This is a genomic window from Thermococcus sp. JCM 11816, from assembly GCF_055396515.1.
Genome location: NZ_AP043741.1, coordinates 1,897,896 through 1,922,366 on the forward strand (window position 1 = coordinate 1,897,896; position 24,471 = coordinate 1,922,366).

The window sequence follows — 24,471 nt, forward strand, 5'->3', positions numbered from 1 at the left end:
CATTGTCATCACCTCAGACCTTGATGATTACCTCGTTCTTGTCGAGTTCCTCTTTGTACTTCTTCTTGATTGCGTAGTAGCTCTCGATGGCACCGAGGGTCCACATGAGGATTATTGCCAGTCTAGCCGGCCACTCAAGTGTTGTCTGAACCAGCGGCTTGAAGTAGCCGATCATGGGTATCAGGAGCAGTAGTGGTGCGATGTAGAGAGTGACCCACTTGTAGAACCCTGGAACTTTGATCCAGGCTCCCTCGTGAAGCTCCCTCCAGAAGTTGTCTGGTTTGAAGAGGTACACTGCAATGATTATGTCAAAGAACGCCAGCAGGGTTAGCTGGAAGTTTACCCACGCGTCGACCTGGTCCATGTAGCCGTCGATGTAGATGACGGGGAGACCCGCTATGAGGTACACGAGGAATATCACCCAGGTGCCCACTGACCTCTTGATGTGCATGTCCTCTTCAAGCATTGCAACGAGGTAGTTGTACATAGCTATGGCTGATGTGAAGCCCGCGAACCACAGCAGGAGGAACCAGAGGGCGCCGAAGAGCCTTCCGATGTCGCCCATGCTGACGAAGACGTTCGGGAGGCTGGTGTAGGAGAAGCCAAGGCCGAACTTCTGTCCTATCCATTCGAGTGCTGCGGTCTTGCCCTGCTGGAGGACATCGGGCGGAACTATCTTCGGAGCGTAGGCAGTTGCGAGCGGTATGGCTATTGAACCACCGAGAACAACCTCGGCGAACTCGTTGAGCGAGACTGTGGCTATACCAGAGAGGGCGACGTCGTCCTTCGGGCCGAGGTAGCTTGCGTAGTTCTGGATGATACCCATACCGAGGGACAGCGTGAAGAATATCTGTCCAGTCGCGGCCAGCATTACCTGCCAGAGGTGGTCGCCGAGGTAGCTCCAGTTCGGAGTCCAGATGAAGCGGAAGCCATCTATGGTGCTCCAGTTCGGGTCAACTGGGGAGCCGAGGGTGAATATGTATATTATCATTAGGATTGCGAAGACGTACAGGAGTGGCATCATAACCTTGACCCAGCGCTCGATACCCTTGCTGACACCCTGGCCAACTGCGATTGCGAGCAGGATCACTGTTATGCCCCAGAAGAGCATGACCTGGCCGTGGTTGCTTAGGTAGTTGCTGAAGAACTCTCCTGTGGGCTGTCCGAAGTAGGAACCCGCCGCGCTGAAGTAGGTGTAAGCGGCCGACCATCCGATCAGGTGCAGGTAGTAGCTGTTGAGGAGCACGGTCAGCGAGAACGCCAGCATTCCGGATATCACACCGAACCAGAACGCGCTCCTGGGCTTGAGGCTCTCCCTCGCCATGAGGTAGTACGTCGGGCCGAGGGTACCGTGGCCATACTTGCCACCGTAGCGACCGGCAACCCACTCAACCCACATCACTGGAATACCGAGGAAGAACAGCGCTATGAAGTACGGCACCATGAAGGCGCCGCCACCGTTCTGGGCAACCTGAGTCGGGAACCTTACGAGGTTACCGAGACCGACTGCGTTTCCAGCCATTGCTAAAATCAAACCGAGCTTGGTCGCCCATTGATCCCTTTGGGCTTCCATTATATCCCACCTCCGATTCCGTTGGTATTTAATCGGGCTGAAGTGCCCACAGTACGGGCACTATGTATATATTCGGTCGTGGTATAAAAAGCTTTTGAACGGTAGTTTTCGACAAAAGACGATTTACTTGGGCATAAAATAATCAATATCCAATTTTTGTCACTTTTTCAAATCTATCTTGGCTCGTTAAGTGATTTTAGACATCCCGGCAATTTTGAGATGAGTGGAAAATAATTTTAAACACGACCTCCCTATGGCCCGTTGCCCGATGATTGGAAAGAGAGTGAGCTGAGAGATGATGACCGACTTCTCGCTGAGGGCATTTCATCATTTTTATGAACTTTGATGAACGTAAAAGTCCTTTAGTGTATAAAAATTCCTCGATGTACATCGCTTCTTTTGGCGAAATCTCCGAGAATTGGCCTTTGTTCTTTTGGAAATTTCAGTATCTAACTTTTTGTTCAAAACAGACTGTTTTCCAGCCTGTTTATCGAAAGGTTTATATATGCAAACGCCTAAGTTAACCTCGCAGATTACCGAAATGAGGTGGTATGAATGGTCGAGATTGACCCGTTTGAGATGGCCGTCCAGCAGCTTGAGAGGGCTGCCCAGTTCATGGACATAAGCGAAGAGGCCCTTGAGTGGCTCAAGAGGCCCATGAGGATTGTTGAGGTTAGCGTTCCCGTCGAGATGGACGACGGTTCTGTCAAGGTTTTCACCGGTTTCCGTGTCCAGCACAACTGGGCCCGCGGTCCGACCAAGGGTGGTATAAGGTGGCACCCGGCCGAGACCCTCAGCACCGTTAAGGCCCTCGCCACCTGGATGACCTGGAAGGTCGCAGTCGTTGACCTCCCCTACGGTGGAGGTAAGGGTGGTATCATCGTTGACCCGAAGAAGCTCTCCGAGAGGGAGCAGGAGAGGCTCGCTAGGAGCTACATAAGGGCCGTCTACGACGTCATTGGCCCGTGGACCGACATCCCGGCCCCTGACGTTTACACCAACCCGAAGATCATGGCCTGGATGATGGACGAGTACGAGACCATAATGAGGAGAAAGGGCCCGGCCTTCGGTGTCATCACCGGAAAGCCGCCGGGAGTTGGCGGTATCGTCGCCAGGATGGACGCCACCGCTCGCGGTGCCGCCTTCACTATCAGGGAAGCCGCTAAGGCCCTCGGCTGGGACGACCTCAAGGGCAAGACCATAGCCATCCAGGGCTACGGTAACGCCGGCTACTACCTCCACAAGATAATGAGTGAGGAGTTCGGCATGAAGGTCGTCGCGGTAAGCGACAGCAAGGGCGGCATCTACAACCCGGACGGACTTCCGCCGGCTGACGAGGTTCTCAAGTGGAAGAAGGAGCACGGCTCAGTCAAGGACATGCCCGGAACCCAGAACATCACCAACGAGGAGCTCCTTGAGCTTGAGGTCGACATCCTCGCCCCGAGCGCCATTGAGGGCGTCATAACCAAAGAGAACGCCGACAACGTCAAGGCCAAGATCGTCGCTGAAGTTGCCAACGGTCCGGTCACCCCAGAGGCCGACGAGATACTCCACGAGAAGGGCATCCTCCAGATCCCAGACTTCCTCTGTAACGCCGGTGGCGTCACCGTCAGCTACTTCGAGTGGGTCCAGAACATAAACGGCTTCTACTGGACGGTCGAGGAGACCAGGAAGAGGCTCGACGACAAGATGACCAAGGCCTTCTGGGACGTCTTCAACACCCACAAGGAGAAGAACATCCACATGAGGGACGCTGCCTACGTCGTCGCCGTCAGCAGGGTCTACGAGGCAATGAAGCACCGCGGATGGGTGAAGAAGTGATTTCTTCTCCCTTTTCCCTTGTCCTTACTTTTCTGACGTTCTGATGGTTCTCTAAAGATTAAAAAACCAACTTGCCGCTATTCAAAAAACTAAATAAAAACGAAACAGAAGTTTAAGCCTTCGTCCAGTACTCCTTCTCCTCAACCATCGCCCTTATCATCTCGTCCTCGTCCTTGAACATCGTCCTTCTCGACGGGTTCTGCATGCCGTAGAACTCCATGAACGGGCTTGGCCTTCTCTTGAATGGGTAGTAGAGGTATATCGCAGCTAAAGTCCTGTAAGCCTCTGCCATCTCACTGATAACGCCAGCCGAAACGCCTTCGGCGTAGTGATAAACCGCTATCGCCTTGCTCACATCAACGAGGTTGAAGTCCCTCTCAACGAGCTGTCTCCTGAGTATGTCAGTCGCCTGCTCTATATCCTCCCTCTCAAGCTCCTCAACAACGTCACCATCGAGGAGGTGTTTGATTTTAATCCTCTTGATGTTCGGGTTCTGGTTGACCTGGTTGTCGTATTCGGCAACTACCCACCAGTCGTCCAGCGCTCCGGGGTCAAGAACCGTGAAGTGCTCGCTGAGCTTCTCGTAGAATCCCCTGACGCGGTGGTAGTACTCCTCCTCATGGCCAGTCATGGGGTAGCTTAGGTACACCAGCGGCTTTTCGTTCTCCCGGAATATCAGGTCGAGAAAGACCTCGTGGGGGTGTCTTATACCGAACTGAAGGACGTAGCGGACGTTTATTCCCTCCTTTTTCAGCTCGTGGACGAGGGTTTTGACGTGGTTTATCGCGTCCTCACGCCACATAACCAACGTGGTCAGCTTGATGTTCTCGGGGTTTTCACCGAAGCGCTCGAACCACTCCGGGTCGTTTATTATTCTTCTCCTGACAGAAAGGACGTCATCGAGGATTATGATGACCCTGTCTGGCCTCAAAAGCTTCAGATTGCTCAGCGTGAATCCAATGACACTTCCACTTCCCCAGCGGAAGAGACTTGGAGTTGATACGAGGTGAACTCTCTTATCGCTCTCGTCAATTTCCTTTCTTATCCTCTCAAAGGCCTTGTCCCTTATTTCGTTCATTATATCGGGGTGGCTTATCGCAAAGTCAAGAACGTTCTTCCGGGTAATCCTAACCCCGCGTTCCTTTCCCACCTCGCGAATGTAGTCAAAGACGTGGTAGTAGGCGTAGCTCTCTCCGTTTGCCCTTTCGAGGGCTTCACCTATGTACTCATCCCTGCCGTTGAGCGGTGGTCCGGTGAGGAGTATTACTTCCCTCCTCATTTCAGCACACCCCTCCAGAATTTGGCGAAACCTTTAAATACTCTTTCCCTAAAGGCCCTTCAGAGGTTCTTCTATTCTAAAAACCAAATCCAGGGGTGTTGTAGTTTGACTGAGAAGCTAAAGGGTACCACCACCGTCGGTATTGTATGTAAGGACGGCGTAGTGCTAGCGGCCGACAGGAGGGCATCGCTCGGCAACATGGTGCTCTCTGAGGGAGTAACAAAGGTGTTTCAGATAGACGACCACCTGGCGATAGCCGGAGCTGGAACGGTCGGGGATATCCTCAGCCTCGTCAGACTGCTCAGGGCTGAGGCAAAACTCTACCGTGCCAAGGTCGGCAGGGAGATGAGCGTTAAGGCACTTGCGACCCTTACATCGAACATACTCCACAGCGGCAGGGGTTTCGCCTATATGGCGTGGTTCCTCGTCGGTGGCTATGACTCCGCCCCGAGGCTGTACTCCATAGATGCCGCGGGTGGTGTAACCGAAGACCGCTTTACAGCTGCTGGTTCTGGCATGGAGTTTGCGTTCTCCGTTCTGGAGGAGAACTATCGTGATGGTATTCCCCTTGAGGAAGGTGTTAAACTCGCTCTCAAGGCCATCAAGGCCGCCACAAAAAGGGATGTTTTCACGGGTGGTGGCGTTACTCTCGTAACGATAACTGAGGAGGGCTACCGTGAGTGGAGTGAGGAGGAGCTGAAGTCTCTTCTTGAGTGAGGTGGTTCTATGATACGCCGTGAAACTTTTGTTGACGATATTCTCAAGGAAATCAGGGAGATAATAGCCCAGATGGTCCCAAGGGAAGCAGGGATTACCGACGTTGAGTTCGAAGGGCCGGAGCTTGTCATATACGTCAAGAATCCTGAGGCCATGATGAAGGACGGGGAGCTGATTAAAAACCTCGCCAAAGTCCTCAAAAAGCGCATAAGCGTCCGCCCGGATCCCGACATTCTACTGCCTCCAGAGAAGGCTGAGGAACTGATAAAGCAGCTCGTTCCACCTGAGGCCGAGATAACCAACATAAGCTTTGATCCGTCTGTTGGTGAAGTCCTCATCGAAGCCAGGAAACCCGGTCTCGTAATTGGAAAGAACGGAGAGACCCTCAGGCTCATCACCCAAAAAGTCCACTGGGCGCCAAGGGTAGTGAGGACGCCGCCGATACAGAGCCAGACCATATACTCGATAAGGAGCATCCTCCAGACTGAGAGCAAGGACAGAAGGAAGTTCCTGAGGCAGGTCGGAAGGAACATCTACAGGAAGTCCGAGTACAAGAGCAGATGGATAAGAATAACGGGTCTCGGAGGCTTCCGAGAGGTAGGTAGAAGTGCTCTCCTCGTCCAGACCGACGAGAGCTACGTTCTGGTGGATTTCGGTGTCAACATCGCCGCCCTCAAGGATCCGACAAAGGCCTATCCACACTTTGATGCTCCGGAGTTCAGGTACGTTCTTGATGAGGGCCTCCTCGATGCAATAATTATCACCCACGCCCACCTCGACCACAGCGGAATGTTGCCGTATCTCTTCCGCTACAAGCTCTTCGATGGGCCGATCTACACAACGCCTCCAACCAGGGACCTGATGACCCTCCTCCAGCAGGATTTCATCGAGATACAGCATATGAACGGCGTCGAGCCTCTCTACAGGCCGAAGGACATCAAGGAGGTCATAAAGCACACGATAACCCTTGACTACGGCGAGGTCAGGGACATAGCGCCCGACATAAGGCTCACCCTTCACAACGCGGGCCACATTCTTGGTTCATCGATAGTCCATCTCCACATAGGCAACGGCCTCCACAACATAGCCATAACTGGCGACTTCAAGTTCATACCGACGAGGCTCTTTGAACCGGCGGTGAGCAGGTTCCCGCGCCTGGAGACCCTTGTCATGGAGTCAACCTACGGTGGAAGCAACGACTACCAGATGCCGCGTGAGGAAGCTGAGAAGAGGCTTATAGAGGTAATTCACCAGACGCTGAAGCGCGGAGGTAAGGTGCTCATCCCGGCGATGGCCGTTGGTAGGGCGCAGGAGATAATGATGGTCCTCGAGGAGTACGCCCGCGTCGGCGGAATAGAAGTTCCTATTTACCTCGACGGAATGATCTGGGAGGCAACGGCAATCCACACTGCCTATCCGGAGTACCTCAGCAAGCACATCCGCGAGCAGATATTCCACGAGGGCTACAACCCGTTCCTGAACCCGATATTCAAGAGTGTCGCCAACAGCAGGGAGAGGCAGGACATAATAGACTCAGGAGAGCCGGCCATAATCATAGCGACCTCTGGTATGCTCGTCGGCGGACCGAGCGTTGAGTACTTCAAGCAGCTCGCACCGGACCCGAAGAACAGCATAATCTTCGTCAGCTACCAGGCCGAGGGAACCCTCGGAAGGCAGGTTCAGAGGGGACTTCGCGAGATACCCATAGTCGGCGAGGACGGCAGGACCGAGGTTATCAACGTCAACATGGAAGTCCACACAATAGACGGCTTCTCGGGCCACGCCGACAGGAGGGAGCTCATGAGCTACGTGGCAAGGGTGAGGCCAAGGCCAGAGAGGATAATAACCGTCCACGGAGAGGCCCACAAGTGTCTCGACCTCAGCTCCAGCATCCACAAGAAGTTCGGTATCTCAACCCGCGCTCCCAACAACCTAGATGCTATAAGGCTCAAGTGATTCCTCTTCTTTTTCTCTTCGGGAAAGGTTTTAAAGCCCACCCAAGACAATTGGCTTTAGGTGAGAGAGAGTGAAGCTGACGGTCGAGCACAAGTTTTCGCTAACTGTTTACCTGTGGGGAGCAATCACTGGGATAGTCAGCGGTCTGCTCGCTTATTACAATGATGCCGGCTGGCTGCTGGGCTTTCTCCTGTACGTTCTGGTTGATAAGTTCGTGATGGCAGTCGTGAAGGAGCTTCCGGAGGACATCCCCGAGCCGAGGATGATACTCAGAAAGGCCTTCTGGGGCTGGTTCCTGTTCTGGCTCTTCTTCACGATGATGACCTACACCCTCGTGACGGACTTCCAGCCAGTCTGCTATTCAAACCAGAGCCTGCTCTACAAAATGGTTGAAAGTGGAAACGCTTCAATAAAGTGCGTCTTCAACATTACGGGGTGATTTTATGAACGTTGAAGAAATGAAAAAGGCCGTAGCCAAAGAGGCTCTCAAGTTCATTGAGGATGAGATGGTAGTTGGGCTTGGGACCGGCTCAACGACCGCCTACTTCATCAAGTACCTCGGAAAGCTCCTCATGGAAGGGGAGCTTGAGGACGTTTACGGCGTTCCAACTTCTCACCAGGCCAGACTTCTTGCCCTTGAGGCGGGAATTCCCGTTGTGAGCCTTGACGAAGTGGATGCAATAGACATAGCCGTGGACGGGGCCGATGAAGTTGACCCGCACATGAACCTGATAAAGGGGCGCGGCGCTGCCCTCACTATGGAAAAAATCATCGAGTATAGGGCCGGGATGTTCATCGTCCTGGTCGATGAGAGCAAGCTCGTTGAGTACCTGGGCCAGAAGATGCCCGTACCGATTGAGGTCATCCCTGCCGCGTGGAGGGCAATCGCTGAGGAACTTGAGGTCTTCAACGCGACAGCGGAGCTCAGAATGGCAGTGAAGAAGGACGGCCCGGTCGTTACGGACAACGGCAACTTCATACTGGACGCCAAGTTCGCCCGCATCGAGGATCCGCTCGACCTCGAAATCGAGCTTAACACAATACCTGGCGTCGTCGAAAACGGAATATTCGCCGACATCGCCGACATAATCCTCGTTGGGACTCCAGAAGGCGTTAAGAGAATGGAGAGGTGAACTTTTCTTTTTTGCCCACTGGGTTAAATTTATAAGTTCCACAATTTTCGTTCTATCGGGCAGTGCGGGGGTAGCCGAGCCTGGCCAAAGGCGCGGGATTTAGGGTCCCGTCCCGCAGGGGTTCCGGGGTTCAAATCCCCGCCCCCGCACCACAGCAGCCCTTTCTCACGAAAGCGCTGGCGGAAGAAAAGTATGCGCTTTTAACGGGCTGACTTTCGAGTGGGTTTACTTACCGAGTTGCTAGATTCACAGGATTTCCTCACAGTATAGCGCTCGAAGAGCGCTAAAAAGAAAGTTCGAAATCACAATTAACGAGAGATTTTGAAAGTAAACCAGTACAAAGTTGCCTTCTGAACGAGCATACACCCTCTTAACAGGCAAGTTCAAGGAGAAGGGTGCACTTTTGGTCAAGCTTTTGGGAAAATCTTGCTGGCGAAAAGTTTCGTCAAAGTTTGTGGTTCTTGTTTGACAGGTCTTTCGAGAGGATTTTCTTTTTGAATGCTGTCTTGGGTTGTGAATTCCACTTTTATTCGCTCCCTCTTTTTTGAGTTTGCTTTTTAATCGGCGCCCGTAGGGCGTCAAGGTGAGAAAACTCCTTTTCAGCAGGCTGAAACTTAGGGGAATTCACTGATGTTTGGCTTGAGTATCTTGAAAATCCTCGTAGAAAGGCAAATTTGGAAGAGAACCACGAGCCTTGATCAAACTTCGCGCAGGCGAAGTTTGTACTGGTGGGGCCGCCGGGATTTGAACCCGGGTCACGGGCTCCCAAAGCCCGCAGGATAGACCAAGCTACCCCACGGCCCCCCCAGGACGGCGGTGCTGATTATGGCCTGTACTTCTTAAGCTTTTCGCTTGTCCCGTGAAGAACCTTAAGAACAGCAGGAGTTTCATCTTAGATCCTCAAAAATGTCGTGTTAGAGTATGTCCCCAGAAAAGCTGTTGTGGAGCCCCGGGCGGGGTTTGAACCCGCGACCTGCCGCTTACCAAGCGGCCGCTCCACCAGGCTGAGCCACCGGGGCGTCGTTGATACGATGACGAAGAGCCTTTATAAATTTTTCCCTTCGAGCTTCTCAACGAGTCCCTCGAGAACCTCCCTGAACACGGATGAGTCTACCCATTTTATCCCCATCTTCTGTGCCCAGGTGAGTATCCCAACGTCCGCTGACACTATGGTGGCGTCGAGTTCCATCGCCAGGAGTATAAGCTCAAAGTCTTCCTTGCTGTCAACGATTCCTTCTCTCAACGCCCTCCGGTAATTCCTCCTCAGCTTTTGAATTATGTTGTCAACGTTATCGGTGTCCAGTACGCTCTCCCTCACGGCCTTTTCTGCCACTCTGAGCCCCTTGTCTATCCTCCGCCGGATATCCTCTATAAGCTCGTAAACAACGAAGGCCGGTATCTTCAACTCGTGGACATTTGGGGGCTTTTTGATGATGTACAGCTCTATTGCGGGCCTTAGCTCTTCGCTGTCGACGAAATGCATGACCTCCCTGTATATCCCTGGTGGCATGTAGAACTCGACCTTACCGAAGAGCTTCTCGGCATAGCTCAGGAAGGTCTTCATGGCCTCTGTGGGATTATCCCCGAAGTTCTTTCTGACCTCGGGATTCACGAATATGCTGGTATCGAGGACGAACTTCATGCCCACCACAACTTTATTTAAGGTGCTCTCCCTTAAAAATCTGGGTGATTCGATGAAGGTCGGTCTCGTTTTTGGAGTCAGTGAACTGGCAAGTCCTGAGGCTTTTAGAGGAGAGGCGGCGAACTTTGTCAGAGTACTTGAGCCAGATTTTGATGTTGTTGGTGGGGAAATAATCCAGTCACGGAGCGACTTCAGGAACCTGAAAGAGAAGATAAACTTCAACGATGTTGACGCTCTGGTCCTGTTCCCTCTGACAGGTGGGACGGAGGGATTTCTCAAGGAGTTTTCCGTGTTTAGGCGTCCAACTGTATTTTACGGGAACCCTTTCAACAACTCCCTTGCAGCCGCAATCGAACTCAGGGAGTACTTCAGGGACAGGCTCATTCCCTCCACCGTTGTGAAGAGTTCGGAGGAGCTTAAAGCCGCTCTCCTTGCGTATGATGATATGAAAGATGTTCTCGACAGGTTTCTTAGAGCCAGAATAGGCCTTATAGGGAGGGTTTCCCCCTGGCTGATAAACGAGAAGCTGGACATACCTTACACCCGCATAAGCCTCAAAAAGTTCTATGAGTACTATGAGAAGACAACCGCTGAGGAAGGCTGGGAGGCCGTTAAGGAAATCGTTGAAAACGCTGAGGAAATTAAGGAGCCAGATAGGGAGTCCCTTACGAGGGCTGGAAGGGTGTACGTTGCCATAAAGCGCATTCTTGAAGACTATCATCTTGAGGGCTTTACAGTTGGGTGCTTTGACCTTATCGGGAAGATTGGAACTACACCCTGCCTTGCCCTTGCCATGTTCAATGCTCAGGGCATTCCTGCTGCATGCGAGGGTGAACTCAACGCCCTGATTGGCATGATGATAATCCGGAAGTTCTTTGATGAACCTGCATTTATGGGTAATCTCGCAGATTTCGACGAAAACCATGTGGTCATCGCCCACTGCACAGCACCCCTGGTGTCAAAGTACATCCTTAGAACTCACTTTGAGAGCGGCAGGGGAGTCGGTGTTGCCGTTGAGTTCCCTCCTGGCAAGGCTACCCTTTTCAAGATACGGGGGAGGCATGCAGTTGTTGCTGGAGTTGAAGTTGAGGGCAACGAGTTCCTTGAGTCGCGGTGCAGGACGCAAGTAAGGCTGAAACTTGAGGACGCTCCAGAATTCGTTGATGGCACGCTCGGGAATCACCATCTCTTAGCCTATGTTGACCCGGAGGAGCTTTCAGACCTGCTGAGTGAACTTGGCTTCGAGGTAATGCTGTACTAGTTGATTGAGTTATTTACTTGGGTTTTTATACCAAAGGGTTATATATTCCTACCCCATTTTATTTATGTGGGGTGAGTAAAATGATGAGACGCGCACAGGGAGCCTTGGAATACCTATTCATGGTCGCATTGGCCCTTATTATGGTCACGATTACTATCAGGTACGTTCATGAAGTTGCACAGAACGTGGCAGTACAAATCAACCAGACTACTAAGGAAATATCGGAGATTCTCAAGAATATGACGTCATCTGGACGTTGAAGGAAACGCTATTAAACAGGTTCCCTCTTCTTTTTGAGGTGTTTTGAAAATGAAAGTTGTGATGACTACAAAAGTAGATCTCGCGTCAATGAACATCAGGGAGAAGCTCATCGAGAACTTTGGTTTTAAAGAGGATGAACTCCTCTTTGACGGCAATCCAGTGTACCAGAAGGATGATGTAGTGATACTGACAACCAATCAGGAGATGATTTACTATGATGGCCTCGATAGGGCTATCGAGCGTCAGACTGGAATAAAGCCCGAGATTATAGCATTTGCCTCCAGGCACTCCAGCAAACAGAAACTCCCAGCCCTTACGACCCACGTGACAGGAAACTGGGGAAAAGCTCTTTATGGCGGGAAGGATGAAAGCCTTGCAATAGCACAGCCAAGTGCTATGAAGCTTGCTCTGCTTAAGATGAATGAACTGAATGACCTTGGATGGACTGTCTGCTACGAGGCAACCCACCACGGGCCAAGCGAGCTTGATGTGCCAAGCTTTTTTATAGAGATCGGTTCGAGCGAGGAAGAATGGGTCAACGATAGGGCCGGCGAGATTGTAGCCGAAACCATAATATACGTCCTTGAGAACTACCAGAATTCGAAGTTCAAGGTCGCCGTTGGTATTGGCGGGGGGCACTATGCACCGAAGCAGACAAAGAGGGCACTTCAGACAGATCTGGCGTTTGGGCACATAGCCCCAAAATATGCACATTCCCTCAACAAGGAGCTCCTCCTAAAGGCCATCGAGAGAACAGCCGAGCGCGTTGATGCAATCTACGTTGACTGGAAGGGTAGCAAGGGGGAGACCCGACAGATGGCGAGGGCAGTTGCGGAGGAGCTGGGACTTGAGTTCATCAGGGATTAAGGCCGAAACATTTAAAGGATATACTGGCCATTTACCCTTCAGTTTGGGTTAGCTATGTTTATATACCACTCTCCCTCAAAAATTGAGGGAATTAAACTGTTTGGAGGGTGAACCCATGTTAAAGCTGATTGAAGATGCGATTGAAAGGACCTCCGCCGCTCCGCAGGCCAGCGCTCCTGAGGTTAGAACTCAATCCGATATTGACGAGGAGCTTAAGAAGCTCCTTGAGCAGATTCAGGCGAAGATATATGTCGTCGGTGTTGGCGGTGCGGGCTGCAACACGATAAACAGGATGATGCAGGTTGGAATCCAGGGTGCCAAGATAATCGCTATGAACACCGATGCCCAGGATTTGTTAAAGGTTAGGGCTCACAAAAAGATACTCCTCGGTAAAGAGCTTACCAGAGGGCTTGGTGCTGGAAACAACCCAAAGATCGGTGAGGAGGCAGCCAAAGAGAGTGAGAGAGAAATTAGAGAGGCTCTCGAGGGCGCTGACATGGTCTTTATTACCTGCGGTCTCGGCGGCGGAACCGGTACTGGAGCCGCCCCGGTCGTTGCGGAGATCGCAAAGAAGATGGGAGCTTTGACGGTGGCAGTTGTTACCCTTCCGTTCACCGTCGAGGGCATAAGGAGAATCAAGAACGCCGAGTACGGCCTTGAAAGGCTCAAGAAGAACACCGACACCGTCATAGTAATCCCGAACGACAAGCTCATGGAGGTTGCTCCGAACCTGCCGATCCACATGGCCTTCAAGGTCGCCGACGAGATACTCGTCCAGGCGGTCAAGGGCATAACCGAGCTCATCACCAAGCCTGGCCTCGTCAACCTCGACTTCAACGACGTTAGGGCCGTTATGAAGGACGGCGGCGTTGCAATGATCGGTATCGGTGAGAGTGACAGCGAGAAGCGTGCTCTTGAAGCCGCTCAGCAGGCCCTCAACAGTCCGCTCCTCGACGTTGACATCAGCGGTGCCAAGGGCGCTCTCATAAGCATCAGCGGAAGCGACGTCAAGCTTGAGGAGGCCCAGCAGATCATAGAGCTCGTCACCAGCAAGCTCGATCCAGAGGCTCAGGTCATCTGGGGTATCCAGCTTGACGAAGAGCTCGGCAAGATGATAAGGATCCTCCTCGTCGTCACAGGTGTCAGTTCACCTTATTCGGTTGCCGAGGAAGAGGAGGAGTCATACTTTGGTGAGGAGGAGAGAAGGCCGATAAAGCTCGACCTCGACGAGCTTTAATTCATGAAATCTTTTTAAGGAGGGGTAAGGATGGCAGAGTTCACCGAAAAGGTCAAGTCCTTCCTGGCGGAGTCCAAGAGGGTACTGCTCGTTACAAAGAAGCCAGGAATGAAGGAGTTCAAGCTTGCTGCTAAGATAACTGGCATCGGTATGATCCTTATTGGAACCATTGGCATGATAATAAGAATAATAGGCTACCTCGTGACGGGCTCCTAACGGCTCTAAAAGGTGAATACACATGGCAGAGGGAAAGATATTCACAGTGAGCGTAACCGTTGGTCAGGAGACAACCACGGCCAATCTCATCTATAGCAAGGCCAAGACTTACAACCTGCCCCTTTATGCTATCCTCTCTCCAAGCAAGGTTAAAGGCTACATCTTCATCGAGGCTCCCAACAAGAGTGCCGTTGAGGAAGCAATCAGGGGCATCAGGCATGCAAAGCGCGTTCTGCCAGGGGAGATACCCTTCAGTGAGATAGAGCACTTCCTCGAAGAGAAGCCGGCAGTCAGCGGATTCGAGCCAGGAGACATCGTCGAGCTCATTGCAGGTCCCTTCAAGGGTGAGAAAGCCAAGGTTGTCCGCGTTGACGAGAGTAAGGATGAAATAGTCGTCGAACTCGTCAGCTCTGTGGTGCCAATCCCCGTGACTGTTAGGGGAGAATACGTTAGACTTATAAGCAAACGCCAGAAGGAGTGACGGGCAACAGGACTAAGTTTGAGAGGTGAGATAAATGGCACAGGTTGTTGAAGTTCTTGTCGAAGGTGGAAAGGCATCCCCTGGACCGCCCCTTGGTCCGGCTATCGGTCCGCTCGGACTCAACGTCAAGCAGGTCGTTGACGAGATCAACAAGGCTACCAAAGAGTTCGAGGGAATGCAGGTTCCCGTCAAGATTATCGTTGAAGACCCCAAGAAGAAGACCTTCCGCATCGAGGTCGGTATCCCGCCGACGAGCCAGCTTATCAAGAAGGAGCTCGGCATTCCGAAGGGCTCAAGCGAAGCCGGCCACACTCCGGTGGGCAACCTTACAATGGAGCAGGTCATCAAGATAGCCAAGATGAAGATCGACCAGATGCTCGCACCGAACCTTAAGGCTGCCGCCAAGGAGGTCATCGGAACTGCGCTCAGCATGGGCGTTACCGTTGAGGGCAAGGATCCCAGGGAAGTTCAGAAAGAGATCGACGAGGGTGTCTATGACGAGCTCTTTGCAAAGGCTGAGGAGGCCCAGTGAGGCCTCTTTTTCCCTTCCCGTTTGGGGAAAACTTTAAAAACACATTCCTAAAGGCATCTTTGATTCTCCGTTTGGCTGTTTAAATCAACGAAAATGAGAGGGAGGGCTGTAAAGTGGCCTTCGACAGGCAGAAACTCGTGGAAGCGGTGAAGGAGGCGAAGGCCCGGGCTAAGCCGCGCAACTTCACACAGACCGTCGAGATGGCAGTCAACCTCAAGGATGTGGATCTCCGCAAGCCGGAGAACAGGTTTAAGCTTGAGGTTGTGCTGCCCCACGGTCGTGGGAAGGAGCCAAAGATCGCGGTCATCGCTGATGGTGCCGTGGCCGAGGCGGCTAAAAAGCTCGGGCTTGATGTGATTAGTGGTGAGGAGCTGGAGGAGCTGGCTAAGAGCCCACGCCAGGCCAGAAAACTCGCTAAAAAATACGACTTCTTCATAGCAGCGGCTCCGCTGATGCCGAAGATCGGTAAGTACCTAGGTAGGTACCTCGGTCCAAGGAACAAGATGCCGCAGGTTGTTCCGCCGACAATGACCAACCTCGAGCCCATCGTTGAGAAGCTCAAAAAGACCGTCAGGATACAGCTCAAGAACAACCCTGTAGTTCATGCCCCAATAGGAACCGAGGACATGGACGACGAGAAGCTTGCCGAGAACGCCGAGGCAGTGCTCAACGCCATCATCAACAAGCTTGAGCGCGGTGAAAACCAGGTGAAGTCAGTGTACATCAAGACCACAATGGGCCCGGCCGTTAAGGTTGAGAGGTGAGGGAGATGGCTCACGTGGCAGAGTGGAAGAAGAAGGAAGTTGAAGAGCTTGCCAACATCATCAAGAGCTACCCAGTGATAGCGCTCGTTGACGTGGCCGGTGTCCCAGCGTACCCGCTCAGCAAGATGCGTGACAAGCTCCGCGGTAAGGCCCTTCTCAGGGTCAGCAGAAACACTCTCATAGAGCTCGCCATAAAGAGGGCTGCCCAGGAGCTTGGAAAGCCGGAGCTTGAGAAGCTCATCGACCACATTCAGGGCGGTGCTGCAATACTCGCCACCGAGATGAACCCGTTCAAGCTCTACAAGCTCCTTGAGGAGAGCAAGACCCCGGCTCCTGCTAAAGCCGGTGCAGTCGTTCCAAAGGATGTTGTAATTCCCGCTGGGCCGACGTCACTAGCCCCAGGCCCGCTCGTTGGTGAGATGCAGGCCCTTGGCATTCCGGCGAGGATTGAGAAGGGTAAGGTCAGCATCCAGAAGGACTACACCGTCCTTAAGGCAGGTGAGGTCATAACCGAGCAGCTCGCGAGGATCCTCAACGCCCTAGGTATTGAGCCGCTCGAAGTCGGTCTCAACCTGCTCGCTGCTTACGAGGACGGGATTGTCTACACCCCGGACGTCCTTGCAATCGACGAGAGCGAGTACATCAACATGCTCCAGAAGGCTTACATGCACGCGTTCAACCTGTCAGTCAACATAGCCTACCCAACCAAGCAGACAATCGAGGCCATCCTCCAGAAAGCCTATCTCGGAGCGAAGAACGTTGCAGTCGAGGCCGGCTACATCACCAAGGACACTGTGGAGGACATCTTTGGCAGGGCTATACGTGCCGTCCTGCTCATAGCACAGAACCTGCCTGAGGATCTGCTCGACGAGAAGACCAAAGAACTTTTAAACGCTCAGGCACAAATGGCAGTTGCCGCCGCTCCTCAGCCGACCGAGGAGAAGGTTGAGGAGGCGGAGGAAGAAGAGGAAGAGGAGGAAGCCTCTGAGGAGGACGCGCTCGCTGGACTGGGCGCGCTCTTCGGCTGATTTCCTTTCCCATGTATCCCTCAACCCGTGATAAAAGAAAAAAGGATGAAGATGATTGGAGGTGCGAAAGATGGAGTACGTGTATGCCGCTCTGCTGCTCCACGCCGCTGGTAAGGAGATAACTGAGGAGAACCTCAAGGCAGTCCTTGAGGCCGCTGGTGTTACCCCGGATGAGGCCAGGATAAAGGCTCTCGTTGCCGCTCTCGAGGGCGTCAACATCGACGAGGTCATCGAGAAGGCAGCTATGCCGGTCGCCGCTCCGGTTGCAGTTGCCGCCGCTCCGGCCGCCGAGGGCGGTGCCGCTGAGGCTGCCCAGGAGGAGGAAGAGGAAGAAGAGGAGGAGGCCAGCGAGGAGGAGGCCCTCGCCGGTCTCGGCGCCCTCTTCGGCTGAAGTCCTCTTCCCCTATTTTCTCTATATTCTTGGATGAGAATTCTTCATTGGGTTTTTGGAAAGCTTTGTCTTGAAGTTGATTAAGGGTTCTCGCGTTCAAGAACAGCCGTTTGTTGGGAGAATCATAGTGAATTGGCATTCTGGAAAAGAGCTACGAACCTTGATCAAACTCAATGGGACTATCGTCCCGTGCGTTGAAGCGGAGCTTCAACGTCGCGCAGCAAGCTTTTGGGAAAAGCTTGACCAAAGAAACCTTTGCAAGGCAAAGTTTGTGGTTCTTGTCTGACGGGTCATTTTGAGAGAATTTCCTTGTAGAAGGGCAATTTCAAAAGGAACCACAAACCTTCATCAAACTTCGCGCAGGAAGCTTTTTCCAAAAGCTTGACCAAAAGTTTGAATGTCTTCTTGGAGTTGGCTGTGGATTGGGGAATTCTCGCAATGAATAGGTAGGAATAGGTAGAGGAGTGTGGGTTTTCTTATTTTTAACGCCCTTTGGGCGTTATATTGTGAGTAACCCCTTGAAATAGCCAATTGAAGTGAGAGAATCACTGAAAACTCGGCAGTGTAAAAAAGGACATTCCCTCTTTGATGAAACTTTGCCCTTCAAGCTTTTGGAAAAAGCTTGACCAAAAGTGTGCCCTTCTTCTCGAACTTTGCTTATTGAGGAGCGTATGCTCTTCCAGAAAGCAAGTTCGCGTGGGTTTACTTTCAAAATCTCTCGTTAATTGTGATTTCGAACTTTCTTTTTAGCGCTCTTTGAGCGCTATACTGTGAGGAAATCCTGTAAATCTAGCAACTAGATAAGCAAACCCGCTCAAAAGCCAGCTCATTAAAAACGCATACTCATCTTCCACCAGCGCTTGCGCAAGCAAGGGCTGATGGCGGGCCGGGCGGGATTCGAACCCGCGACCTTCGGCTCCGGAGGCCGACGCCCCGTCCAGACTAGGCCACCGGCCCATCCCGCCTCAGATGTGGTGGCCCTCAGCACAGGTCAGTGCCGGGCCAAACCGCTCATCCTCGGCCGTGCGGTTTTTATAGTTCTCACTTATATAGCTCTTTCGGTGGTCTAAATGATGCTTCCCGATTGGAAGATTAGAAAGGAAATTTTGATCGAGCCTTTCAGTGAAGAATCCCTGCAGCCTGCAGGATATGACCTAAGGGTTGGAGGCGAAGCTTACGTAAACGGTGAAATACTCGACGTTAAGGATGCGGGGGGAGTTACAATACCCCCAAAGACTTACGCCTTGGTTCTGACTCTCGAGAGGATCAAGCTTCCGGATGATGTAATGGGCGACATGAAGCTTAGGAGCAGTCTAGCCAGAGAGGGCTTAATCGGTTCTTTTGCCTGGGTTGACCCTGGATGGGATGGAAATCTCACTCTAGCCCTGTTCAACGCTTCCAACGAATCTGTGGAGCTCAAATACGGCGAGCGCTTTGTTCAGATAGCGTTTATCCGGCTGGAGGGGCCTGCTAAAAACCCCTATCGTGGAAATTACCAGGGAAGCAAACATCTAGCGCTCTCAAAAAGGAAACGGTAACCGACGTTGGTAATCAGCTGTTTGTTCGTTTTCATTGTTTTTTCTGGCCCGATTATAATCCACTCCGCTTAGAATGGTTGTCTTTGGTTTTTTACTTTTTAAACGCCTTTAAATCCAATTAAACCACTTCACCTGGGTAAGCCCTTTGATAGGGTTTAGTTTCCCTCTCCTGAATTGAGGTCATGATTAAATTATTAGTAGCACTCATCTCTGAAAATTGAATGTATCTAAGGGTTCATTCGTTGTTAGACCCTGAGAAATAGCTCCGTTTACCGAAATCTTTATATATCTCCAATTGCCTAAAGCTTAATGAAAAGCCCTTTAAGGAGGTGTTGTGAATGGCCGAGCTTCCGATTGCCCCGGTTGACAGGCTTATAAGGAAGGCTGGCGCTGAGAGGGTCAGTGAGGATGCCGCCAAGGTTCTCGCCGAGTACCTTGAGGAGTACGCCATCGAGCTCAGCAAGAAGGCCGTCGATTTCGCCAGGCACGCTGGCAGGAAGACCGTCAAGGCCGAGGACATCAAGCTTGCCATTAAGGCCTGAAGGCCTTTTTGGCCCTTTTCCGCTTTTGCTCTTCTCGTTTCCCCACCGTTATCATTTTAAGACCCTTTTACTGCTCTGAACCCATGCCAGAGATAGCCGTAAGGATGACTAAGAGGAACCACAACGCGTTCGTTCACCTTCTCGGTGCCCTGGAGAGTCAGGGCTTTGATCTAGGAGAGCTCCTGATCACCAAGGATTTCAATGAAATACTCAGAGCTAAACCTAAAGTTGTCCTGTACTCTTTCTTCACCGAGGAGATCTGGGGCTCGTTGAGGGATGAAATCAGACTTTTAAAGGAACGGGGGGCTCTATTAGTTGCGGGGGGCTATCATGCGATAGCCATGCCAAAACATACGTTAAATGTGCTCGGTTTTGACATAGCGGTCATTGGTGAGGGGGAAGAGGTTCTCTACCAGCTCCTCACGACTCTAAAGAAGACGGGATATAAAATCACGAAAGAGCTCGCCAACATTAAGGGTCTTGCGTTCTACTTAAACGGTGAGTTCGTCTTTACGGGCTTCGCCAAGGTCGAGGACTTCTGGCGCTTCCCGCCTTACCCCGAGAGCGTTCGCCTGATTTCGCCGATAGAAATCACCCGCGGATGTCCCTTCGGCTGCTACTACTGTCAGACACCCTACATTAAGGGTTTCCGCATGAGGCACAGGCCGATAGACCAGATCGTTAAGTACTCGAAGAGAATGAAAGACATGCGTTATATAACGCCGAACGCCTTTGCTTACGGAAGCCCGGGTGCAATCTTAAAACTCGACAAACTTGAGGCCCTACTCAAGGCCCTTCAGCCGCTGAGGAAGGAGGGCAGGAGGCTGTTCTATGGGACGTTTCCGAGCGAAGTAAGGCCGGAGTTTGTTCTACCTGAAACCCTCGAACTTCTCATAGACTACGCCGACAACAGGAGACTGGCCATAGGTGCACAGAGCGGTGACGACGCCATGCTAAAGGCCATGCACAGACTTCATAGGGTCGAGCACGTCCAGAGGGCTGTTGAATATATGCTTGAATATGGCTTTGAGCCTGTTGTTGACTTCATTGTTGGACTGCCAAACGAGACCGAGGAAAGCCAGAGAAAGAGCATCGAGCTGATGAAGTGGATTATGGCGAAGGGTGGAAAGGTACGGGCGCACTACTTCATGCCCCTTCCGGGAACTCCATGGTCGAGGTGCAGGCCATCGCCTCTAAGCGATGAGATGAAGAAGTTCCTCGGCAGAATGGCCGCGAAGGGAAAGATTGAGGGCTCCTGGGGCAAGCAGATTGAGCTGTCTAGGAGGCTTCAGAGGCTCATAGAGGAGTTCTACGAGGAGCCTATGGCGTATCACGGGAGAGTTAGGGAGGTCTGTTAGATACACATAGACCCAAAACCTTATAACTCCAGTGAGTATCTACCTGCGAGGGTCTCATGTACCCCGAAAACTATAAAAGGTTCCTGGAGCTTATAGACAAACTGCGAGAGTTTGAGGGTGCCCTCATAGTGGAGGGCCTGCGAGACGAGGTGGCTCTAAGGAATCTGGGGGTCAGAGCGGAGATAATAAGGCTCTCACGCCTTCCCCTGTCCGAGGTGGCGCTCATTGCATCATCCCACAAAGAGGTCATGATACTCACAGACTTTGATAAGAAGGGGGAAGAGCTGGCCAAAAAACTCCTCAACTATCTGGCCGGCTATCCCTGCAGTGTGGACATAGAGACGTGGAAGGAACTCAGGAAGCTCGTCAGAAAGGACATAAAGGGAGTTGAAGACCTGTACGGCCTCTACCTTCGGGTAGTCTCCGTTTCTGACCCCCTGCTGGAGGGAATCCAATGAAGAGAAAGAAAACCGTGCTCCAGCAGATTTTGTCCGAAAAACGAAAAAAGGTCAAGGAAGGTGATGGTATGTCCGGAAAGGACGAGTTCGGAACGACCAAGTACGTCATTTACGCTGAGTTTGAGGCAAACGGTGTCGTTGAAAGGCCCGACGTCGTTGGTGCAATCTTCGGTCAGACCGAAGGTCTTCTTGGAGACGACCTCGACCTGAGGGAACTCCAGAAAACCGGAAGGATCGGCAGAATAAGGGTTGAGGTTCACAACAAGGCTGGCAAGACATACGGGACGATAACGGTTCCGTCGAGCCTGGATAGGGTCGAAACCGCGGTTCTAGCCGCTGCTTTGGAGACCATTGACAGGGTTGGACCAGCAGAGGCCAGGATAAAGGTTCTCCGCATTGAGGACGTCAGGGCTACAAAGAGAAAGTACATCATTGAGAGGGCGAAGGAGATCCTTGAAACCCTGATGGAGCAGGAGATACCAGAGACTCAGGAGATAACCGAAGAGGTTAAGAAGGCCGTCCGTGCCAAGGAGCTGATCGAGTACGGCCCGGAGAAGCTGCCAGCTGGCCCGCACGTGCCGTTCTCCGACTCAATCATCGTCGTTGAGGGTAGGGCTGACGTTCTCAACCTGCTCAAGCACGGCATAAAGAACGCCATAGCCGTCGAGGGAACTTCGATACCGGAGACGATAATCAAGCTCAGCAAGGAGAGAATAGTTACGGCCTTCACAGACGGAGACCGCGGCGGTGAGCTCATCCTCAAGGAGCTTCTCCAGGTGGCGGATGTTGACTACGTTGCCAGGGCACCTGAGGGCAAGGAAGTTGAAGAGCTCACCAAGAAGGAGATCGTGAAGGCCCTCAGGAGCAAGGTACCGGCTGAGCAGGTCATCAACGAGATGTTCAACAAGGGCAGAAGTTTCTACGAGCTGATCAGGGAGAGGGAGAGCGAGAGTGAGAGGCAGCCAAGGCAGGTGACCAAGCCCGAACCTGAAGTCGTTAAGGCTCAGCCCAAGGCTGAAACGCCCGAAGAAAAGAGGGAGCCAGCTACCGTCGTTAGGCCTTCAGCCGAGAAGATAGTAAAGCCCATTGAAACGTCGAAGAGTGCACCCGAGCTTGAAGAGTTCAGGGAGTTTATAGAGAGGGTAAAGAAAGACGGCATTGCGCTGCTCCTCGACGAGAACAAGAACGTAATAACTGAGATCCCAGTGAGGGAGCTGACGAACCAGCTGAAAGAGCGCAAGGACGTCTACGCTGTTGTCTTCAACGGTGTGATAACCCAGAGGCTCATTGATACTGTCAGTGAAAGCGGGGTTAAGTATATCGTAGGCGCTCGCAAGTACAACGTCGTTAGAAGGCCCGTCAGTCTCAAGATCATCACTTTCGCTGAGTGATTTCTTTTCTAATTTTCTTCGCAATATTTTTAACTTTTGAAGGTAAACTTCTTCTGGGCATGTCATGATGAGGATAGATGTGTTGCTCTTTGCGATTGGAGTGCTGCTCTGGGCCATCCTGCTGACGCTCTTTCAGTTTGGACTGCTCGGACTTCTCTTTGGGATCGTCGGGTTTGTGATCCTGCTCCATGAGGGCTGGAAAGAACTAGAAGAGAAGATTGAAGAAACACCTGAATACGGGGAACACTAGGACTAAACTTTATAACGTCCCCACCTCTTCTTTTCCCGGTGGTCAAAGATGGGGGAAATTAGGGAGCTTGTCCTGAAGTACGCGCTCATAAACGCCTACACGCACAGGGGAAAGGCAAACCCGAAGGCGGTCATCGGCAAAGTCCTCGGTGAGAACCCAGAGCTTAGAAAGAGGGCAAAGGAGATAATTCCCCTTGTGAACGAGGTCGTTAATGAAGTGAACTCCCTCTCACTTGAGGAGCAGGAGGCAAAGCTTAGAGAAATCTATCCAGAGTTCTTTGAAGAGAAGAATGAGAAAAAAGAGGAAAAGAAGGGTCTTCCCCCGCTCCCGAAGGCCGAGAGGGGTAAGGTCGTTACCCGCTTTGCCCCGAACCCCGACGGTGCTTTCCACCTCGGGAACGCTAGGGCAGCGATCCTTAGCCATGAGTACGCCAGGATGTACGACGGCAAGTTCATTCTCCGCTTCGATGACACAGACCCCAAGGTCAAGAGGCCTGAGCCGATATTCTACGAGTGGATAAAGGAGGACCTCGAATGGCTCGGCTTCAGGATAGATGAGATCCACATAGCGAGCGACAGGCTTGAAATCTACTACGACTACGCTGAGAAGCTCATAAAGATGGGCAAGGCCTACGTCTGCACCTGTGAGCCCGAGAAGTTCCGCGAGCTCAGGGATAAGGGGATAGCCTGCCCCCACAGGGAGGAGCCAGTTGAAGTCCAGCTCGAACGCTGGAGGAAGATTCTCAACGGCGAATACAGAGAGGGCGAGGCGGTGGTGAGGATAAAGACCGACCTCAACCACCCGAATCCTGCCGTAAGGGACTGGCCAGCCCTCAGAATAATAGACAACCCGAACCATCCGAGGACTGGAAACAAGTACCGCGTCTGGCCGCTCTACAACTTCGCCTCTGCCATTGACGACCACGAGCTTGGGGTCACCCACATCTTCCGCGGACAGGAGCATGCAGAGAACGAGACGAGGCAGAGGTATGTCTATGAGTATTTTGGCTGGGAGTATCCCGTTACCGTCCACCACGGAAGGCTTTCAATCGAGGGCGTGATCCTCAGCAAATCCAAGACGAGAAAGGGAATCGAAGAAGGCAAGTACCTCGGCTGGGACGACCCGCGCCTTGGAACAATAAGGGCCCTTAGACGGCGCGGCATAAAACCTGAAGCCATAAGGGAGCTCATCATAGAGGTCGGTCTCAAGAGGAGCGACACCACTATAAGCTGGGACAACCTTGCGGCGATAAACAGGAAGATAGTCGAGCCGATAGCCAACCGCTACTTCTTCGTCGCTGATCCGATTCCGATGTACGTTGAAGGTGCCCAGGAGTTCACGGCCGAGATACCCCTCCATCCAGATTACCCGGAGAGGGGAGTTAGGAGGCTCAAGTTTGAGCCGAATAAGCCTGTCTACGTCTCAAAGGACGACATGGATCTGTTCAAGCCCGGGAACTTCGTCCGCCTCAAGGATCTCTTCAACGTTGAAATCATGGAAGTGAATGAGGACGGCATTAGGGCCAGGTTCCACAGCTTTGAATACGAAGTCGCGAGGGAGAACCGCTGGAGGATGGTTCACTGGGTCACAGAAGGAAAGGCCTGTGAGGTCTGGGTTCCCGAGGGAGACGAGCTGATCATCAGGGAGGGGCTTCTTGAGAGCGACGCGGACGTTAAGGTGGACGACATCGTCCAGTTCGAGCGCTTCGGCTTCGTTAGAATCGACGACGTCAGGCCAGAGAAAGTTGTTGCGATTTTTGCCCACAAGTGAAAAGA

General features: G+C 52.3%; 25 protein-coding genes and 4 tRNA genes. 23 read left to right on the forward strand and 6 right to left on the reverse strand.

What is annotated here, in order from left to right; translation table 11 throughout:
• Positions 1–13: 13 nt before the first annotated feature.
• Positions 14–1,573, reverse strand: coding sequence for a sodium:neurotransmitter symporter family protein (locus ACZ5TN_RS10565; RefSeq protein ID WP_464916685.1), 1,560 nt, complete (start codon positions 1,571–1,573; stop codon positions 14–16).
• 555 nt (positions 1,574–2,128) lie between these two features.
• Between ACZ5TN_RS10565 and gdhA the strand changes: the two genes are divergently transcribed.
• Positions 2,129–3,394, forward strand: coding sequence for a glutamate dehydrogenase (gene gdhA / locus ACZ5TN_RS10570; RefSeq protein WP_011250382.1), 1,266 nt, complete (start codon positions 2,129–2,131; stop codon positions 3,392–3,394).
• A gap of 112 nt (positions 3,395–3,506) precedes the next feature.
• On the opposite strand, the gene ACZ5TN_RS10575 is transcribed toward gdhA, so the two are convergent.
• Entirely contained in the window at positions 3,507–4,673 is a 1,167-nt protein-coding gene (locus tag ACZ5TN_RS10575) for a hypothetical protein (protein ID WP_464916686.1), read from the reverse strand.
• Between the two features lie 105 nt (positions 4,674–4,778).
• Between ACZ5TN_RS10575 and psmB the strand changes: the two genes are divergently transcribed.
• From psmB to ACZ5TN_RS10600, 5 genes are all read left to right on the forward strand, one after another.
• Complete coding sequence (psmB, locus tag ACZ5TN_RS10580) at positions 4,779–5,390, forward strand: archaeal proteasome endopeptidase complex subunit beta (RefSeq protein ID WP_464916687.1); 612 nt, start codon at positions 4,779–4,781, stop codon at positions 5,388–5,390.
• 9 nt (positions 5,391–5,399) lie between these two features.
• A complete protein-coding gene (locus ACZ5TN_RS10585; RefSeq protein ID WP_464916688.1) occupies positions 5,400–7,346 on the forward strand; it encodes a beta-CASP ribonuclease aCPSF1 in 1,947 nt (648 codons plus the stop codon).
• A 70-nt stretch (positions 7,347–7,416) separates the two neighbouring features.
• Positions 7,417–7,785, forward strand: coding sequence for a hypothetical protein (locus ACZ5TN_RS10590; RefSeq protein WP_464916689.1), 369 nt, complete (start codon positions 7,417–7,419; stop codon positions 7,783–7,785).
• Positions 7,786–7,789: 4 nt separating this feature from the next.
• Positions 7,790–8,479 carry a ribose-5-phosphate isomerase RpiA gene (gene rpiA / locus ACZ5TN_RS10595; protein WP_464916690.1) on the forward strand — a complete coding sequence of 230 codons (690 nt, stop codon included), beginning with the start codon at positions 7,790–7,792 and terminating at the stop codon, positions 8,477–8,479.
• Positions 8,480–8,543: 64 nt separating this feature from the next.
• Positions 8,544–8,631 (forward strand) — tRNA-Leu (locus tag ACZ5TN_RS10600).
• 574 nt (positions 8,632–9,205) lie between these two features.
• Here the strand turns inward: ACZ5TN_RS10600 and ACZ5TN_RS10605 are convergent.
• The 3 genes from ACZ5TN_RS10605 to ACZ5TN_RS10615 form a co-directional block, all read right to left on the reverse strand.
• Positions 9,206–9,283: transfer RNA gene (locus ACZ5TN_RS10605), tRNA-Pro, on the reverse strand.
• A 138-nt stretch (positions 9,284–9,421) separates the two neighbouring features.
• Positions 9,422–9,498: transfer RNA gene (locus tag ACZ5TN_RS10610), tRNA-Thr, on the reverse strand.
• A 26-nt stretch (positions 9,499–9,524) separates the two neighbouring features.
• Positions 9,525–10,121, reverse strand: coding sequence for an RNA ligase partner protein (locus ACZ5TN_RS10615; protein WP_011250376.1), 597 nt, complete (start codon positions 10,119–10,121; stop codon positions 9,525–9,527).
• Positions 10,122–10,173: 52 nt separating this feature from the next.
• On the opposite strand from ACZ5TN_RS10615, the gene ACZ5TN_RS10620 reads away from it, so the two are divergent.
• From ACZ5TN_RS10620 to rpl12p, 10 genes are all read left to right on the forward strand, one after another.
• The gene (locus ACZ5TN_RS10620; protein ID WP_464916691.1) at positions 10,174–11,382 is read left to right on the forward strand and encodes an L-fucose/L-arabinose isomerase family protein; all 1,209 of its coding nucleotides are present in this window, start codon (positions 10,174–10,176) and stop codon (positions 11,380–11,382) included.
• A gap of 80 nt (positions 11,383–11,462) precedes the next feature.
• The gene (locus ACZ5TN_RS10625; RefSeq protein WP_048053729.1) at positions 11,463–11,642 is read left to right on the forward strand and encodes a class III signal peptide-containing protein; all 180 of its coding nucleotides are present in this window, start codon (positions 11,463–11,465) and stop codon (positions 11,640–11,642) included.
• Positions 11,643–11,691: 49 nt separating this feature from the next.
• Positions 11,692–12,510, forward strand: a complete 819-nt coding sequence (locus ACZ5TN_RS10630; RefSeq protein ID WP_464916692.1) for a D-aminoacyl-tRNA deacylase — start codon at positions 11,692–11,694, stop codon at positions 12,508–12,510.
• A gap of 115 nt (positions 12,511–12,625) precedes the next feature.
• Complete coding sequence (ftsZ, locus tag ACZ5TN_RS10635) at positions 12,626–13,747, forward strand: cell division protein FtsZ (RefSeq protein ID WP_011250372.1); 1,122 nt, start codon at positions 12,626–12,628, stop codon at positions 13,745–13,747.
• 30 nt (positions 13,748–13,777) lie between these two features.
• Positions 13,778–13,963 (forward strand): protein translocase SEC61 complex subunit gamma, encoded by a 186-nt coding sequence (locus tag ACZ5TN_RS10640; protein ID WP_011250371.1) that lies wholly within the window; start codon positions 13,778–13,780, stop codon positions 13,961–13,963.
• 22 nt (positions 13,964–13,985) lie between these two features.
• Positions 13,986–14,444: a transcription elongation factor Spt5 gene (locus ACZ5TN_RS10645; protein WP_011250370.1), complete on the forward strand. Its 459-nt coding sequence runs from the start codon at positions 13,986–13,988 to the stop codon at positions 14,442–14,444.
• Positions 14,445–14,478: 34 nt separating this feature from the next.
• A complete protein-coding gene (locus ACZ5TN_RS10650) occupies positions 14,479–14,976 on the forward strand; it encodes a 50S ribosomal protein L11 (RefSeq protein WP_464916693.1) in 498 nt (165 codons plus the stop codon).
• 113 nt (positions 14,977–15,089) lie between these two features.
• On the forward strand, positions 15,090–15,740 hold the full coding sequence (locus ACZ5TN_RS10655; RefSeq protein ID WP_054839900.1) for a 50S ribosomal protein L1: 651 nt from the start codon (positions 15,090–15,092) through the stop codon (positions 15,738–15,740).
• A gap of 5 nt (positions 15,741–15,745) precedes the next feature.
• On the forward strand, positions 15,746–16,768 hold the full coding sequence (locus ACZ5TN_RS10660) for a 50S ribosomal protein L10 (RefSeq protein WP_464916694.1): 1,023 nt from the start codon (positions 15,746–15,748) through the stop codon (positions 16,766–16,768).
• Between the two features lie 70 nt (positions 16,769–16,838).
• Positions 16,839–17,159 (forward strand): 50S ribosomal protein P1, encoded by a 321-nt coding sequence (gene rpl12p, locus ACZ5TN_RS10665; protein WP_011250366.1) that lies wholly within the window; start codon positions 16,839–16,841, stop codon positions 17,157–17,159.
• Positions 17,160–18,038: 879 nt separating this feature from the next.
• Here rpl12p and ACZ5TN_RS10670 read toward each other — a convergent pair.
• Positions 18,039–18,116: transfer RNA gene (locus tag ACZ5TN_RS10670), tRNA-Arg, on the reverse strand.
• Positions 18,117–18,229: 113 nt separating this feature from the next.
• On the opposite strand from ACZ5TN_RS10670, the gene dcd reads away from it, so the two are divergent.
• The 7 genes from dcd to ACZ5TN_RS10705 all read left to right on the forward strand — a co-directional run bounded on the left by dcd (position 18,230) and on the right by ACZ5TN_RS10705 (position 24,466).
• The gene (gene dcd, locus ACZ5TN_RS10675) at positions 18,230–18,697 is read left to right on the forward strand and encodes a dCTP deaminase (RefSeq protein WP_464916695.1); all 468 of its coding nucleotides are present in this window, start codon (positions 18,230–18,232) and stop codon (positions 18,695–18,697) included.
• Between the two features lie 338 nt (positions 18,698–19,035).
• The gene (gene hpkA / locus ACZ5TN_RS10680) at positions 19,036–19,239 is read left to right on the forward strand and encodes an archaeal histone HpkA (RefSeq protein WP_011250364.1); all 204 of its coding nucleotides are present in this window, start codon (positions 19,036–19,038) and stop codon (positions 19,237–19,239) included.
• Between the two features lie 83 nt (positions 19,240–19,322).
• Positions 19,323–20,597, forward strand: a complete 1,275-nt coding sequence (locus tag ACZ5TN_RS10685; RefSeq protein WP_464916696.1) for a TIGR04013 family B12-binding domain/radical SAM domain-containing protein — start codon at positions 19,323–19,325, stop codon at positions 20,595–20,597.
• A gap of 56 nt (positions 20,598–20,653) precedes the next feature.
• Positions 20,654–21,055, forward strand: coding sequence for a toprim domain-containing protein (locus ACZ5TN_RS10690; RefSeq protein ID WP_011250362.1), 402 nt, complete (start codon positions 20,654–20,656; stop codon positions 21,053–21,055).
• On the forward strand, positions 21,052–22,446 hold the full coding sequence (gene dnaG, locus ACZ5TN_RS10695; RefSeq protein WP_464916697.1) for a DNA primase DnaG: 1,395 nt from the start codon (positions 21,052–21,054) through the stop codon (positions 22,444–22,446). Before ACZ5TN_RS10690 ends, dnaG begins: the two co-directional genes overlap by 4 nt.
• Positions 22,447–22,510: 64 nt before the next feature.
• A complete protein-coding gene (locus ACZ5TN_RS10700; protein ID WP_054839904.1) occupies positions 22,511–22,696 on the forward strand; it encodes a hypothetical protein in 186 nt (61 codons plus the stop codon).
• Between the two features lie 48 nt (positions 22,697–22,744).
• The gene (locus tag ACZ5TN_RS10705) at positions 22,745–24,466 is read left to right on the forward strand and encodes a glutamate--tRNA ligase (protein WP_464916698.1); all 1,722 of its coding nucleotides are present in this window, start codon (positions 22,745–22,747) and stop codon (positions 24,464–24,466) included.
• The last annotated feature ends 5 nt before the right edge of the window (positions 24,467–24,471 follow it).